At 65.4% G+C, this 14,288-nt stretch carries 11 protein-coding genes and 1 tRNA gene; 11 read left to right on the top strand and 1 reads right to left on the bottom strand.

The features are described from left to right. The first annotated feature begins 4 nt into the window (after positions 1-4). The 9 genes from PXJ20_RS15955 to PXJ20_RS15915 all read left to right on the top strand — a co-directional run bounded on the left by PXJ20_RS15955 (position 5) and on the right by PXJ20_RS15915 (position 10,435). On the top strand, positions 5-1,174 hold the full coding sequence (locus PXJ20_RS15955) for an iron-containing alcohol dehydrogenase (RefSeq protein WP_421029407.1): 1,170 nt from the start codon (positions 5-7) through the stop codon (positions 1,172-1,174). Further along, the gene (pdxA, locus tag PXJ20_RS15950; RefSeq protein WP_421029408.1) at positions 1,171-3,600 is read left to right on the top strand and encodes a 4-hydroxythreonine-4-phosphate dehydrogenase PdxA; all 2,430 of its coding nucleotides are present in this window, start codon (positions 1,171-1,173) and stop codon (positions 3,598-3,600) included. The genes PXJ20_RS15955 and pdxA overlap by 4 nt, the downstream gene beginning before the upstream one ends. A gap of 93 nt (positions 3,601-3,693) precedes the next feature. Beyond that, positions 3,694-5,115 (top strand): sodium:solute symporter family protein, encoded by a 1,422-nt coding sequence (locus tag PXJ20_RS15945; protein WP_421029409.1) that lies wholly within the window; start codon positions 3,694-3,696, stop codon positions 5,113-5,115. A gap of 62 nt (positions 5,116-5,177) precedes the next feature. Further along, a complete protein-coding gene (locus tag PXJ20_RS15940) occupies positions 5,178-6,383 on the top strand; it encodes a sialidase family protein (RefSeq protein ID WP_421029410.1) in 1,206 nt (401 codons plus the stop codon). A gap of 165 nt (positions 6,384-6,548) precedes the next feature. Next, the gene (locus PXJ20_RS15935; protein ID WP_421029411.1) at positions 6,549-7,331 is read left to right on the top strand and encodes a DeoR/GlpR family DNA-binding transcription regulator; all 783 of its coding nucleotides are present in this window, start codon (positions 6,549-6,551) and stop codon (positions 7,329-7,331) included. Positions 7,332-7,377: 46 nt separating this feature from the next. Next, positions 7,378-8,067, top strand: a complete 690-nt coding sequence (locus PXJ20_RS15930; protein WP_413211990.1) for an SDR family NAD(P)-dependent oxidoreductase — start codon at positions 7,378-7,380, stop codon at positions 8,065-8,067. A gap of 101 nt (positions 8,068-8,168) precedes the next feature. Next, positions 8,169-8,253: transfer RNA gene (locus PXJ20_RS15925), tRNA-Leu, on the top strand. A 366-nt stretch (positions 8,254-8,619) separates the two neighbouring features. Beyond that, positions 8,620-9,726, top strand: coding sequence for an OpgC domain-containing protein (gene opgC / locus PXJ20_RS15920; RefSeq protein WP_277596304.1), 1,107 nt, complete (start codon positions 8,620-8,622; stop codon positions 9,724-9,726). 388 nt (positions 9,727-10,114) lie between these two features. Further along, positions 10,115-10,435 (top strand): hypothetical protein, encoded by a 321-nt coding sequence (locus PXJ20_RS15915; RefSeq protein WP_421029412.1) that lies wholly within the window; start codon positions 10,115-10,117, stop codon positions 10,433-10,435. Positions 10,436-10,590: 155 nt separating this feature from the next. Here the strand turns inward: PXJ20_RS15915 and PXJ20_RS15910 are convergent, their stop codons facing one another. Further along, positions 10,591-11,022 carry a carboxypeptidase regulatory-like domain-containing protein gene (locus PXJ20_RS15910; RefSeq protein WP_421029413.1) on the bottom strand — a complete coding sequence of 144 codons (432 nt, stop codon included), beginning with the start codon at positions 11,020-11,022 and terminating at the stop codon, positions 10,591-10,593. A 480-nt stretch (positions 11,023-11,502) separates the two neighbouring features. On the opposite strand from PXJ20_RS15910, the gene PXJ20_RS15905 reads away from it, so the two are divergent. After that, positions 11,503-12,723, top strand: a complete 1,221-nt coding sequence (locus PXJ20_RS15905; RefSeq protein ID WP_017776591.1) for an MFS transporter — start codon at positions 11,503-11,505, stop codon at positions 12,721-12,723. A 395-nt stretch (positions 12,724-13,118) separates the two neighbouring features. Next, positions 13,119-14,057, top strand: a complete 939-nt coding sequence (locus tag PXJ20_RS15900) for a TetR/AcrR family transcriptional regulator (RefSeq protein WP_421029414.1) — start codon at positions 13,119-13,121, stop codon at positions 14,055-14,057. Positions 14,058-14,288 lie beyond the last annotated feature (231 nt).

Genomic DNA, 14,288 nt, shown 5'->3' with positions numbered 1-14,288 from the left:
CGACATGACCGCCGTCTATCACTTCCAGACCGTCCCGCACATCGTGCACGGCCCCAACAGCCTCGCGCAGCTGCCCGAGCGGCTCGCGCTGCTCGACCGGCCGGTGCGCCGCCTGGCGTTCATCACGCAGCCCGTCATGGAAGCCAACGGCGTGGCGGGTCGCGTTGTCGCGGCGCTCGAACAGAAGGACATTCAGGTGCTGATCGTGCGCGACGTCGAGCCCGAGCCGAGCATCGAAAACGTCGAGTCCGTCTACCGCGAGCAGATCGCGCCGTTTGCGCCCGACGCGGTGCTTTCGATCGGCGGCGGCAGCGTGCTGGACGCCGCCAAACTGTTCGCCGTGCGGCTCACGAATGCGCAGCCGCTGCGCGAGTGGCTCGGCATCGACCTGATCGCCTCGCCCGGCGTGCCGCTGATTCTGGTGCCCACCACCTCGGGAACGGGCTCCGAAGTCACGCCGAACGCCATCGTCACGCTGCCCGACGAAGCGCTGAAGGTCGGCATCGTGAGCCGTTTTCTGTTGCCGCAACTGGTGATACTCGATGCCACGCTCACGCTCGATCTGCCGAAGCCGATCACCGCGGCAACGGGCATGGACGCCTTCATTCACGAGCTCGAATCGTATATCTCGACAAAGGCCAATCCCGTCAGCGACATGTACGCGATGGAGTCGATGCGCCTGATCGGCGGCAACCTGCTCGAAGCCTATGACAACGGGCAGTCGCTGAAGGCGCGCGAAGCCATGCTGCTCGGTTCCATGTACGGCGGCCTCGCGTTGACCGCGGCCGGCACGGCCGCCGTGCATGCGCTCGCCTACCCGCTCGGCGGCATGTTCAACGTCACGCACGGCGTGGCGAACTCGATGCTGCTGCCGCACGTCATGCAATTCAATCGCGACGCGATCGAAGCGCGTCTTGCTAACGTGGCGCATGCGCTCGCTATCGCGCACCACGACGACAGCGACGCGCAAGCGGCGGAAAAGCTGCTCGCGCGCATTCGCGAATGGACCGCAGCGCTGGCCATTCCGCAGGACCTGCGCCGCTTCGGCGTCAGCGAAGACCATCTCGATGCGCTCGCGGTGGCCGCCTCGAAGGTCAAGCGCCTGCTCGGCAACAATCCGAAGCCGTTGAGCCTTGACGACATCAAGGCGATCTATCGTCGGCTGCTGCCATGAACGCGCCATCCATTAGCCCTGCACGCTTGCTGTTCATCGGCGACGACCTGTCGGGTACCGCCGACTGCGTCGCGGCATGCGCACGTTATGGGCTAAACGCGGGACTAAACACGGGGTTGAACGCGGGGTTAAGCGCGATCGTGAGCCTCGACATCGGCGAGACCTGCGAAGCCCGCGACGCCGATGTGCTCGCCATCGACACCGATACGCGCCGCCACGCCGCCGCAGAGGCGGCGCGCGCGAACGTAGAGGCATGGCGAGCCCATGCGCACGGTCGCCGTGTGTACAAGAAGATCGACTCGACGCTGCGCGGCAACGTGGCCGCCGAAATCGCGGCCCTCGTTCCGCTCGCGGGCATGGCCATCGTCGCGCCGGCCTTTCCGGCTGCGGGCAGGACGACGCGCAACGGCCGGCAGTACCTGTTCGGCGAACCCGTGGAAGCGTCCGAGGTCTGGCGCAACGAGCACCTCGCCGGCACGGCCGATCTGTGCGAAATGCTGCGCGATGCGGGCTTGCGCGTGGCCCACATCGGGCTCGACGAGGTACGCCAGGGCACTGCGTCGCTGCATGCACGGCTTGCCGTCTGCCAGCATGACCGACGGCAGGCCGTGGTCTGCGACAGCGAGACCGAAGAAGACCTTGCCGCGATCGCGAACGCGTCCATCACGCTCGACGACGTGTTCTGGGTCGGGTCCGCCGGGCTCGCCGCTCCGGTGGTCGACATGCATGCGGCGTCGATGCGGGCGAGCAGTGTGAGCGGTGCAAGCGGTGTGAGCGGCGCGAGCAAAGAGGCACGTACAGGCGCATTCGTGGCGGGCAATTCGCGCTTGCGTGGCGTGCTGACCGTAGTGGGCAGCATGTCCAGCGTCTCGCATGGGCAAGCCGCAACGTTGTGCGCCACGGTGAGAGACGCAGGCGAAGCCATCGACCTCGTCGAAGTCGACGCGCAGGCGCTGCTCGACCCCGTCGATGCCGCCACGCTCGCGTTGACCCCGCAGGTCGCAAACGCATTGACGCAGGGCCGCCATGTCGTCGTCGCATTGAGTCAGCGCGGCCGCCTTGACGTGGCCGACGGTGTGCTGCTCGCGCGGCAGCTCGCCGCGCGGCTCGCGCCCGCCGCCGAACACGCCGCGGCGCTCATCGCCACGGGCGGCGAAACGGCGCGTGCGCTGCTCTCGCAGATGGGCGTGGCGACGTTGCACGTGGCCGAAGAAATCGAAAGCGGCGTGCCGTTGCTCGTCGCCGCGCATGCCGGCAGAACGTTGCCGGTGGTCACCAAGGCGGGTGGCTTCGGCCGGCCCGACACTCTGTATCGCGCGTGGCGGCGGCTCGCCGTCGCACAACAGGCGCACGGGCAGGCGCCGCATCCATCCAGCGCATCGAGCACATCCAGTGCATCCAGCAAAGAGGAAGCTATGACATATCGTCCCGTAATCGGCATCACGATGGGCGATGCCGCCGGCGTGGGACCGGAAATCATCATGAAGAGCCTCGCGCACGCGTCGGTCTACGACAGTTGCCGTCCGCTCGTGATCGGCGACTCGCGGCGGTTAGTCGATGCGGCGCGCCGTGCCGGCGTGACGCTGACGGTCCGCTCCATTGCCACGCCCGCGCAGGCGCATTTCACTTACGGCGAAGTCGATTGCATCGACCTGGGCCTGATTCCCGCCGACCTGCCCTACGGCAAGCTCTCCCCCGTCGCGGGCGATGCCGCCTATCAATACATCGCGCGCACCGTGGAACTCACCTCGGCGGGCGAACTGGATGCGATCTGCACCGCGCCGCTGAACAAGGAAGCCCTGCACGCGGGCGGCCACATCTTTCCTGGGCATACCGAAATGCTCGCGCATCTCACGGGCATTCCCGAAGTCTCGATGATGCTGGTCGCGCCGAAGCTGCGCGTCATTCACGTCACCACGCACATCGGCCTGCTCGACGCGATTCGCCGCATCGAGCCGGGACTCGTGCAGCGCACGATCGAACGCGCTCACGACACGCTCGTGCGCGCAGGCATCGAATCGCCGCGCATCGGTGTGTGCGGCATCAACCCGCACGCGGGCGAAAACGGCCTGTTCGGTTACGGCGAGGAAGAGGAGAAGATCATCCCCGCCGTCAACGTGCTGCGCGAACGCGGCTGGGATGTCGAAGGCCCGCTGCCCGCCGACACGCTGTTTTTCCGCGCGGGGCGCGGCGACTTCGACGTGGTCGTAGCGATGTACCACGATCAGGGACACGGCCCGGTCAAGGTGATGGGTCTGGAAGCCGGCGTCAACGTCACGGTCGGCTTGCCCGTGATTCGTACGTCGGTGGATCACGGCACCGCATTCGACATCGCCGGCAAGGGCATCGCCGACGAACGCAGCATGCTGGAAGCGCTCAAGCAGGCACGAGACCTGGCGACGCGCCGCGCGGTGCAACCCGCGTAACGCTATTGCAGTCATGCGCGGCTCGCGCCGTGCATGACCCAGACGGGCGTTGTATCCAGGCGCGCCCGCAGCCAACAACAATCGGAGACAGCAATGAATCATTTCACCGCATGGGACACGGCCGTCATCGTCGCGATGGTCGTCGTGTACATCGTCATCACGGCGTGGATCAGCATCCGGCTGCGCAGCAAGACCACCGAGCAGTTCATGGTGGCGGGGCGCTCCACGCCCGCCATCGTGATCGCCATTCTGCTCATGTCGGAGTACATCGGCGCCAAGTCGACCATCGGCACCTCGCAGGAAGCCTTCAACGTGGGCATCGCGGCATCGTGGTCGGTGATCTCCGCCTCCATCGGCTTCCTGTTCTTCGGGCTTTTCATGGCGCGGCGGCTCTACCGGTCCGGCGAATTCACCATCTCGGGCTTCATTGCGCAGAAGTACGGCAAGTCGGCCAGGCTCGTCGTGTCGGCCATCATGATCTACGCGCTCTTCATCGTGAACGTGGGCAACTATGTGAGCGGCGCGGCTGCGATATCCACGGTCATGCGCGTCAATCTGCCGACAGCGGCGTTCATCACCGCGGTCGTGAGCACGATCTACTTCGCGTGGGGCGGCCTGAAAAGCGTGGCCTACGTGACGATCCTGCACAGCGCCGTGAAGCTGCTCGGCATCGCGATTCTCGTGTGGGTGGCGCTCTCGATGACGGGTGGCATTGCGCCCATGATGCAGAGCATGCCGGCTCAATACTTCACGTGGAACGGCATGCTGAGCGGCGGCACGATCGGCGCGTGGATCATCGGCACGGCGGGCGCCATCTTCTCCACGCAGTTCATCATTCAGGCCATTTCCGGCGCGAAGTCCGCAAACGAAGCGCGTAACGCGACGCTGATGGCCGGCGTGCTCTGCGTGCCCATTGCGATTGCGCTCGGCTTTCTCGGCGTGGCCGCGAAGTTCCTGTTCCCCGGCATCAAGAGCCTCTATGCGCTGCCTATCTTCCTGCAGCACATGCATCCGCTGCTCTCGGGCATCGTGACGGTCTCGCTCGTGGCGTCGATCTTCGTGAGCGTCAGCACAGTGGCGCTCGCCATCGCCTCGCTGATCGTCAAGGATTTCTACGTGCCGCGTTACCGCCCTTCGCCGGAACGCGAACTGCGCACCACGCGCCTCATCTCGCTCGTGGTGGGCTTCCTGCCGCTCGTCTTCGTGCTGTTCGTGCCGCAGATTCTCGCGCTGTCGTTCTTCACCCGCGCCTTGCGGCTCACCGTGACCGTGGTCGCCTTGATGGGCATCTATCTGCCCTTCTTCAACAGCAACCGCGGCGCGATCTGGGCGCTCGCGCTCGCCACCGTTGCCACCACTGCCTGGTTCCTGCTGGGCAATCCGTTCGGCGTCGACAACATGTATGTCGCGCTTCTCACGCCGGCCGTCGTGATGGTCATCGAAAGGCTGCTGTTCCGTTCGTCTAACCACGGTGCGCCAGTCGAACAAGGCCGCATTGCGCGCACGGATTCGTGAGGCCTCGCACCCACCGCGACACTTCGTACGCACCACACGCCCTACCGTTTCAGGATTCGATCATGACGAGCCACTCCACTCTGCCCGCACAGGCCACCGCGATGCCGGGCCAATTGCATCCCGCGCCTGGCGACGATGCACGCGTCGATGCCTATCTGCCTGCCGCAACGGTGCAGAATCACGCCGCGAATCTGCTCGCGCTCGACAACGGCGACCTGCTTTGCGCGTGGTTCGGCGGCACCCAGGAAGGCGTGCCCGACATCTCGATCTATCTCTCGAGACTGCCCCAAGGCAGTTCGACATGGACCGAACCCGTGCGCCTTTCCGAAGACCCGACGCGCTCCGAACAGAACCCGGTGCTGTTCGCCGCGCCCGACGGCAAACTGTGGCTCATCTACACGGCGCAGCTGTCGGGGCATCAGAACACGTCGATCGTGCGCCGGCGCATTTCCGCCGACAACGGCCACACCTGGGGGCCGATCGACACGCTGTTCGACACACCCGGCACCTTCGTGCGGCAACCCATCGTCGTCGCGCCCGACGGCGCATGGCTGTGCCCCGTGTTCCTGTGCCGCGTCAAAGCGGGCGAACGATGGTCGGGCAACGACGACATCAGCGTCGTGATGCGCTCAACCGACAACGGCACGAGCTGGAGCGAGCACGACGTACCGGGCAGCATCGGGTGCGTGCATATGAACATCCAGGTGCTGCACGACGGATCGCTCGTCGCTCTCTTTCGCAGCCGCTGGGCCGACCACATCTATCTCAGCCGCTCCGCCGACGGCCGCACGTGGAGCGAGCCGCAGCCGCTCGATCTGCCCAACAACAATTCGTCGATCCAGTTCGTGGTGCTCGCCAACGGCCATCTGGGTCTCGTGTTCAACCACAGCAGCGCCGCGCAAAGCACGCAACGCCGCGCGTCGCTCTATGACGACATCGAAGACGCCGAAGACAGCGGCACGCTGGTGACGCAGGCCGCGTCGGCGCGCGGCACCGCGTTCTGGGGTGCGCCACGCGCGCCGATGACGCTCGCCGTGTCGACGGACGGCGGCCGCACCTGGCCTATCGCGCGCAACCTCGAAACGGGCGACGGCTACTGCATGACGAACAATTCGACCGACAAGCTGAACCGCGAATTTTCGTATCCGTCCATCGTGCAGTCCGCCGACGGACGCCTGCACATCGCTTACACCTACTTTCGCCAGCGCATCAAATACGTGTGCGTGACGGAAGACTGGGTCGCGTCGGCAGGCCCTGCGCAGGCATAAAGCAAGGAGCACGGGCACGCTCGACCGGTGCCGCAAGGCGGCGCAAAGACAGGCTGAAAGAGACACGGAAAACGGGAAATGGATAAACTACCGTCGCGCCGAACCGTGCGCCCCGCCGCCCGCCATGTCCGCAGGCGGCGCATCGAACCCGTCACCGACCGAAATATGAAAGTTGCCCGCCGCCGCGAGGCGATGCTCAAGGCTGTCCTGTCAGGCATGACGGAAGTGGCCGAACTGTGCGAACACTTCGGCATGTCTGAAGCCACTGTGCGCCGCGACCTGCGGGCGCTGGCCGACGAAAGGCTCATTCTGCGCACTTACGGCGGCGCGGCGTCGGTCAGCATGCATGCGCGCGAAGAGTCCCTCGAACAGCGGCGGCAAACCTTCCGGGCGGAGAAGGACGCTATCGGCCAGGCCGCCGCCGCCCATGTGGCCGAGGGCGACACCGTCTTTCTCGACAGCGGCACGACGACAGCGGCGCTTGCGCGCGCACTCGCCGGCCGCGAGAACGTCCAGGTGGTCACCAACAACCTGCTCGTCGTGCAGATACTCGCGGCAAGCAAGGTCCACCTGACGCTGATAGGCGGCGAAGTGCGCGAGTCCAGCATGTGCACGCTTGGCGCCATCGCTCAGCTCGCATTGACGCGCATCACCGTCGACAAAGCCTTCCTGGGCGCGGACGGCGTCGTGCCCGGGCGCGGCCTGTGCGAAGCCACCGCGGATCAGGCGTATCTGAAGGAATGCCTCATGCGTCAGGCGGCCAGCATCTTCGTGCTCGCGACCTCGGACAAGCTCAATCGCGACAGCCAGCAACACTGGGCGCCCATCGAAAAACCGTGGACGCTCATTACGGATGCCACGGCGCCACACGCCGGCCTGCACGCGTTCGAGAACGTAGCGGGCATCACGATCGAATCGGTGAGCGCGCCTCGCGCGGGCGGGCACTGAAGCACGAATGAATCGAAATGAATCGAGCCCGCATGCAGGACAACACATGACGAGACGCATCGTAGTGACTGGCGCGAGTTCGGGCATCGGCCACGCGGTTGCGGCGCGGTTGCTGAAGGACGGCTGCGAGGTGATCGGCATGAGCCGCGGCCGGCCCGATTTCGGCGAGGCGCGCTTTCGGCTTTTCCAATACGTGCCCGTGGACCTCGGCGACATCGACGCCATTGCGCCGCTGGCGCGCGAGCTAGGCGCAGTGGACGGCCTGGTTCACGCTGCGGGCTTCATGAAGACGGCGAGACTCGGCGGCCTCGATCTGCCCGGTGGCGAGGCGATGTGGCGCCTGCATGTCGGCGCGGCCGCGGCGCTTGCCGATGCACTCGCGCCTTCGATGCGCGACGGCGGGCGCATCGTGCTGATCGGCAGCCGCGTGTCGGGCGGCGCGGCGGGCCGCAGCCAGTACGCAGCGGCCAAAGCCGCGATGGTGGGCATGGCGCGCTCATGGGCGATCGAACTGGCACCACGCGGCATTACGGTCAACGTGGTGTCGCCCGCCGCAACGGAAACGCCGATGCTGAACGATCCGCAGCGCACCTCCAGCGCACCGGTGCTGCCGCCCATTGGCCGGTACGTGAAGGTGGAAGAAGTGGCATCGCTCGTCGCCTGGCTGTTGGGCGAAGACGCAGGCGCTGTCACGGGACAGCAGATCATGGTCTGCGGCGGGAGTTCGTTGAACTAGCGTCGCGATTGACAAGCTGAAACGCTCGGCTATAATGCCGGTCTTTGCTTCGCGGCACCTCGCTGAACCAGGCGACGGGATCAAGCGAAAGCAGAGCACCTGCCCAGGTGGCGGAATTGGTAGACGCACTAGTTTCAGGTACTAGCGGGTAACTCCGTGGAGGTTCGAGTCCTCTCCTGGGCACCAGATTCAAAGGCCAGCGCACGCTGGCCTTTTTCTTTGGTCCACGTTTTTCTTTGGTTCATCTCTTCCTCGGCTGCGTACTGAGCCGGCCTGCTCTGTCCCGTTCCCTTCGTTATCGTCCGTCCCTTCGCGAGCGTGGCGCCGTCCGCAATGCCGTCATTCGCCACCGCGACGTGTCAGACGTGTCAGCCCTGCCGGGACGCTGTCAGCCTGGCGCCATCTTCGCCCCCGTATCCTGAACGCTCACTCTGAAACGCCGGCTGACGCCGGGCACGCATGCGCGCCGCGCCTCTCGCGGCGCGTGGCGCCGTCATGGCGTGGACGCGTGCCCACGCATGCCGAGGCCGGCTTCCTTGCGAGCAACAGACGATGCAGACGGACGTGCGGCGATCGCTCGAAGTGGACTTCTTCCGGGGTCTCGTCCTCCTCGTCATTGCCGTGGACCACAACTCCGGCAGCGTCCTTGCGAAGTTCACGCTGCACAACTTCGCGTACTGCGACTCGTCGGAGGTGTTCGTCTTTCTCGGCGGCTACGCATCGGCGGCGGCATGGGCCGCGGTCTGCATGCGGCGCGGCGAATCGGCCGCCCGCAAGCGCTTCGTGAAACGCAGCGGCCAGATCTACGGCGCGTATCTGCTCACGGCGGCGCTGATGCTCGCGAGCGGCGCCTTGCTGCTCGGCCTGCACCTCGACTCGCCGCTCGTGCGCTACACAGACTGGACAGACTTCCTCGCGCGGCCCGCAGGCCTCTTGCTGGAGGTCGCATCGTTCCGGCGTCAGCCGTATCTCTCCGCGGTGCTGCCGATGTACGTGCTGTTCGCCCTCGCCGTACCGCTCGCCGTGCCGGCCGCCGCACGCCGGCCCGCGATGCTGCTGGCCAGCAGCATCGCGTTATGGTGGCTGGCGCCGGAGGCGCTCGCGCTGTTGCCGGCCACCGCCTCGGATACCTGGTCGTTCAATCCGTTTGCGTGGCAGTTGATGTTCGTGCTCGGCATGCTCGCGCGCGCACAGCCCATCGACACGCGCATCCATGCCTCGCCGCTTGCGGCGCTCTGCAGTGTGGCGGCGCTTGCGCTCGTGCTCGCTCTTGCAGCGGCCCACCTGCACGAAGCGCATCCGCTTGCGGGCGAACTCAAGCAGAACCTCGCCTTCGTGCGCGTGGGCAACTTCGTGGCCATCGCATGGCTCGCCGCGCGCGCGACGCACGCGGGCTGGGTCAGGCAACTCGCCGTCCGGGCGCCGTGGATCGTCTCGGTAGGCCGACGCGGGCTCGTGTGCTTCGTGTTGGGCAGCGTGCTTTCCGTGGCAGTGGACACGGCCACGCACGCGGCCATCGCGCAACCCTTTCCCTGGCTCGCGGGCCTGGTGTGCGACGCGTTCGTGATCGGCACGCTGTGTCTCGTCGGACGCTACGGCAACAATGGTCAGCCCGAGCGCGCCATGCGCCGCGCAATCGCGACGCGGCAAACCGTATAGCGCGGTGCCGGCGCGCTCTCCAATCGCAGACGTCTGCATCGAAGTTGGGCCGTGGCACGACGGACGGCCCGCACGCACGAAGCACTCACGATTTCCGCGCTGTGAGCGTTGTAACGGCAGATTGTCCAGCCGTCGTGAACGCTGCGCGCTCGAAACCGCTTGCCCCGCGGCGAAGCGCGCGTGTTTCGCCGCACGCTGCAGCGAGCCTGTGATCGCTCACGCAGCGGCGGCATCCCGCGCCCCGAATATTGCGGAACACTCATTTACAACCCATTACGTTTGCGCAAGCACGCGTCCGTACCATGGGACGCACTGCAACCGGTAAAACCACGCGACGCGGCAAGGGCGGCTCAATCGCCATGCCGCCATTTCAACGGAGAACACGCTCATGCGATCAAAACTCAAGCCTTTCGTCGCCGCACTCGCCGGCGGCTGCACGCTGTTTGCCGCAGGCGCGGCCATGGCTCAGCACGCACCTGGCTACGCGCCGGGCTATGCCCCGGGCTACATGGCGGCCGAGGCTCCCGCGGCCCATCTGATGCCGGTCGACCTGCACGTCTCGATAGGCTGGCATGGCGACCGTTACTGGGACGGCCGCCGCTACTGGGCGCACGACGAGTGGATGCGTCACCATCCGCGTGATCCGGGTCCGCCGCACCGCATGCACGACGATCATCGCGACGACCACCGTCCGCCTCCGCGCTACTGATCGCGCCACCCTTTCCGCCGCTTCATCCGCGCGCCCGCCTGCTCATGCGAAGCAGCCGGGCGCGCGGCTTTTTGCGCGATACGTCCCGCACAATCCGCGCATCGGCACGCTCGCAGGGCGGCACGCCGCTTCGCCTGCACGCGGCGCGCCACCCGCTACATCTGCCACACGAACATTTCATGGGCGCGCGTGGCGGCTTCGATATCGACCTCGCGCCGCTCAGTCTTGCCGTTGTAGTTCGCGCTGACCACGTAGCGCCCGTGCGGTAGCGAGAGCAACATGAAAGGCCCGTTGGCCTTCGTGGTCAGCAAGTTGTTGCCGTGCGCGTCCGCGATATGCACCGGCACGTCCGCCAGATATTCGTTGTCGGTGCCGGTCTTGCCGACGAACTCGAGCACGAGCGGATAACGGTGCATGACGCTCTTGATCGCGCTGGACTGGTCGCTCCCGACACCACCCGACAGATAGCTGATCGCGCCCGCGCGCTGCATGGGCGGCAAGCCCGGTTCGGCGCCATACGCGAACTGCAAACCGCACGCCGCCGCGAGCACGCCCGCGGGCAACCACAGAATGGCACGCTTGTTCATATCGACCTCCTTGCTGGTCACGTCGATGGAGGCGCATAGGACGCAAACATCCCACGCGCCGCGCTTGAAGGTAGGGGGCGAGGCTTAAAGCGCGCTTAATCGGCGCAAGGAAGCGCCACGCGCACGGATGGCACGGCTTCCGGGTTCATGCAAGCGTTCGTGGGGCGTTCATATGCACGTTCATACGCGCGTTCATTCGCAGCGGCCGCCGCAATTTTTTGCCGAATCTATTGCATTGCAATATGCACGGGAAATGCTTGATACGAGTCCCTGATATTTACATTATCAATACATTAAATACATAAAGCTTTCATTCCGACTCGAATTAACCAGGGATTAGTACCGATTTGGCAGCGAGTTTCATGCAGACGTTTAAACGTCGGCGTACACTCGCCGCAAGCCCGCACCACGGGGCGTGCCGGGCGCCTCGCTGCTTTCGCCCAACTGCGCGGAGCACCGCAGACACAGGAGAAAAATCAAATGAGCTGGACGCGAGAACAGAGAAACGTAACGATCGCCGCCTATCTGGGCTGGACGCTCGACGCATTCGATTTCTTTCTCATGGTTTTCGTATTGAAAGATATCGCTGCGGAATTCAATACGAAAATTCCCGCCGTTGCCTTTGCCATCACCCTGACGCTTGCCATGCGGCCGATCGGCGCCCTGATCTTCGGGCGGCTGGCGGACAAATTCGGACGTCGTCCCACGCTGATGGTCAACATCGCGTGCTACTCGCTGCTCGAACTGCTCTCGGGCTTCTCGCCCAATCTCACCACGCTGCTCGTCATGCGCTCGCTCTTCGGCATCGCGATGGGCGGCGAATGGGGCGTGGGCTCGGCACTCACCATGGAGACCGTGCCCGCGCACGCGCGCGGCTTCGTCTCGGGTCTCCTGCAAGCGGGCTACCCGAGCGGCTATCTGCTGGCGAGCGTGGTGTTCGGCGTGCTCTATCAGTACATCGGCTGGCGCGGCATGTTCTTCGTGGGCGTAGCGCCCGCGCTGCTCGTGCTCTACATTCGTGCAAGCGTGCCCGAATCGCCGGCGTGGAAGGCCATGGAAAAGAAGCATCGGCCCGGTCTCGTCGAGACGCTCAAGCGCAACTGGGGCCTCTCGCTCTACGCCATCGTGCTGATGACCTGCTTCAACTTCTTCTCGCACGGTAGCCAGGACCTGTACCCGACCTTCCTGCGTGAACAGCATCACTTCGACGCGCATACGGTTTCGCTCATCGCGATTGTGCTGAACGTCGGGGCGATTGTGGGCGGCCTGTTCTTTGGCTCGCTCTCCGAAAAGATCGGTCGTCGCTGGGCTATCTTCATCGCGGCCCTGATCGCACTGCCCGTGCTGCCGCTGTGGGCGTTTTCGAGCGGTGCAGTCGCGCTCGCGGCTGGCGCCTTCCTGATGCAGATCTCCGTGCAAGGCGCATGGGGCGTGATTCCCGTGCACCTGAACGAAATTTCGCCCGACGAAATTCGCGCGACGTTCCCGGGGCTCGTCTATCAGCTGGGCAACCTGCTGGCTTCGGTCAATGCCACGATGCAGGCATCCATTGCCGTGAGCCGGGGCAACGACTACTCGTTTGCGCTCGCGGCCGTCGCCGGCACCGTGGCGGTCGTCATCGCCGCGCTGATTCTTTTCAGCCGTGAACGGCGCGGCATAGATATGACACAATCCGCGAAACAGGTGCTGTCGATCGACTAGCGGGTCCATCGTTCGGACAGCAACGCGGCGTACGCCCGTTTCAACGCAGCAACACCACAAGCATTCAATCAGGCGGACCACTGGTCCGCCGGCCACAGCAGTTCTTACGAGGCCGTCCCGATGACGAATCGGGACGGCTTTTTTCGTTTGTTTTTCGTCGATTTTTCGGTTGTGCCGCGGCGCGCTCGTCGAGTATCGGAGCGCGTTTCGCGTAGCACATTGTGCAGTGCACCTGCATTGCGGCACGTCATAGGGCCGCCTTTTTAGAGGAGTCCGTCCACGCTCACCTCTTCACGCTCGACCAAGCTGTCTCGTATTCTCGGTAAAACGCCTGTTTCAATTAAAAATTTGAATCGCTTGTTTGCGTGCCGGGCCACCGGCAATGGAGGCGCAACATGGCAGTCCGCAACACGAGCCGGGCCACCGGCGACACGAAAACCCGCATCCTCGATGCCGCCGAGACCCTGTTCGTCGAGTTCGGCTACGAAGCGATGTCGCTGCGGCAGATCACGTCGCGCGCCGAGGTCAATCTGGCCGCGGTCAACTATCACTTCGGCAGCAAGGAAGCGCTGATCCACGCAATGCTCTCGCGCCGGCTCGACCGTCTCAACGAAGCACGGCTTCAACTGCTCGACCGCTTCGACGCGCTGCTCGGCGAGCGGCTCACCTGCGAGCACGTGCTGGGCGCGATGTTCATTCCCGCGCTGCGTCTTTCGCGCGATCCGCTCGTGGGCGGACGCGCGTTCCTGCGGCTCCTGGGCCGTGCCTATACGGACCCGTCGTCGTTCATTCGCGACTTTCTGAATGCGCATTACGCGTCGGTTGCCGAGCGGTTCTTCGCCGCGTTTCAGCGTGCGCTGCCCCACCTGCCGCGCGAGGAACTGGGCTGGCGCCTGCACTTCGCCATCGGCGCGCTCTCCGGCGTGCTCGCGGGCGCGGATACGGACCGCCTCATCTCCGAGTTCTCGCAGGGCAAGTCGATGAACGACCTGCAACTGATCGCGCGGCTCGCCTCGCTGATGGTGTCCGCGCTGAAAGCCCCGCTGCCCGACTCGGCACAGCTCGCGATGTTCGCGGCCGTGCTGGGCGACGCGGGCGATGGTGTGGAGGCGATGGCGTGCAGCACGGCAGCCGCAGCCACGACGTCGGCGTCGGCGTCGGCGTCGGCGCCCGCGCTGAAGGCGGAAGGCAGCACGCCACCTGCGCCGTCCGGCGACGCATCGGCCACCTCGTCCGCGGCGCCGCCGGGTTCGGCGGCGCGTGAAGCGGAGCGTCCGGGCGGCGGCGTGGCCTCGGGATCGACACTGCATCGGGCCGCAAGCGGCGCGATGTGATCGCGGGCAAAGCAGGCGCTTAGCGGGCGCTTAGCAGGCGCCTGCTTTGCACCTGCACCGCACCCGCGAGGCACCCGCGGCATCACCTGGAAAGGCACCTGAGTGGGAGGACAAGCGGGCGTCGGTGTGCGAGGCGCGGGTGTGGCCACGCCTCGCACACCGGAAACATGGCCGCAGAAACACAATCGACAAACACAATCGACAAACACGGTCCGCTAACAAGACGGCTAT

Origin of the sequence: Paraburkholderia sp. A1RI_3L, from assembly GCF_048957895.1 — a bacterium.
GTDB classification, from domain to species: domain Bacteria; phylum Pseudomonadota; class Gammaproteobacteria; order Burkholderiales; family Burkholderiaceae; genus Paraburkholderia; species Paraburkholderia kururiensis.
Note: the sequence above shows the minus strand (reverse complement) of the source record. Positions and strands in the feature narration are given on the sequence as shown.

Bases quoted from the DNA above. Each gene is read 5' to 3' on its own strand.
- PXJ20_RS15935 (WP_421029411.1), top strand. From the start codon at position 6,549: ATGAAAGTTGCCCGCCGCCGCGAGGCGATGCTCAAGGCTGTCCTGTCA.
- PXJ20_RS15955 (WP_421029407.1), top strand. From the start codon at position 5: ATGACCGCCGTCTATCACTTCCAGACCGTCCCGCACATCGTGCACGGC.
- PXJ20_RS15945 (WP_421029409.1), top strand. From the start codon at position 3,694: ATGAATCATTTCACCGCATGGGACACGGCCGTCATCGTCGCGATGGTC.
- PXJ20_RS15910 (WP_421029413.1), bottom strand. From the start codon at position 11,022: ATGAACAAGCGTGCCATTCTGTGGTTGCCCGCGGGCGTGCTCGCGGCG.
- PXJ20_RS15940 (WP_421029410.1), top strand. From the start codon at position 5,178: ATGACGAGCCACTCCACTCTGCCCGCACAGGCCACCGCGATGCCGGGC.
- PXJ20_RS15915 (WP_421029412.1), top strand. From the start codon at position 10,115: ATGCGATCAAAACTCAAGCCTTTCGTCGCCGCACTCGCCGGCGGCTGC.
- pdxA (WP_421029408.1), top strand. From the start codon at position 1,171: ATGAACGCGCCATCCATTAGCCCTGCACGCTTGCTGTTCATCGGCGAC.
- PXJ20_RS15900 (WP_421029414.1), top strand. From the start codon at position 13,119: ATGGCAGTCCGCAACACGAGCCGGGCCACCGGCGACACGAAAACCCGC.
- PXJ20_RS15905 (WP_017776591.1), top strand. From the start codon at position 11,503: ATGAGCTGGACGCGAGAACAGAGAAACGTAACGATCGCCGCCTATCTG.
- opgC (WP_277596304.1), top strand. From the start codon at position 8,620: ATGCAGACGGACGTGCGGCGATCGCTCGAAGTGGACTTCTTCCGGGGT.
- PXJ20_RS15930 (WP_413211990.1), top strand. From the start codon at position 7,378: ATGACGAGACGCATCGTAGTGACTGGCGCGAGTTCGGGCATCGGCCAC.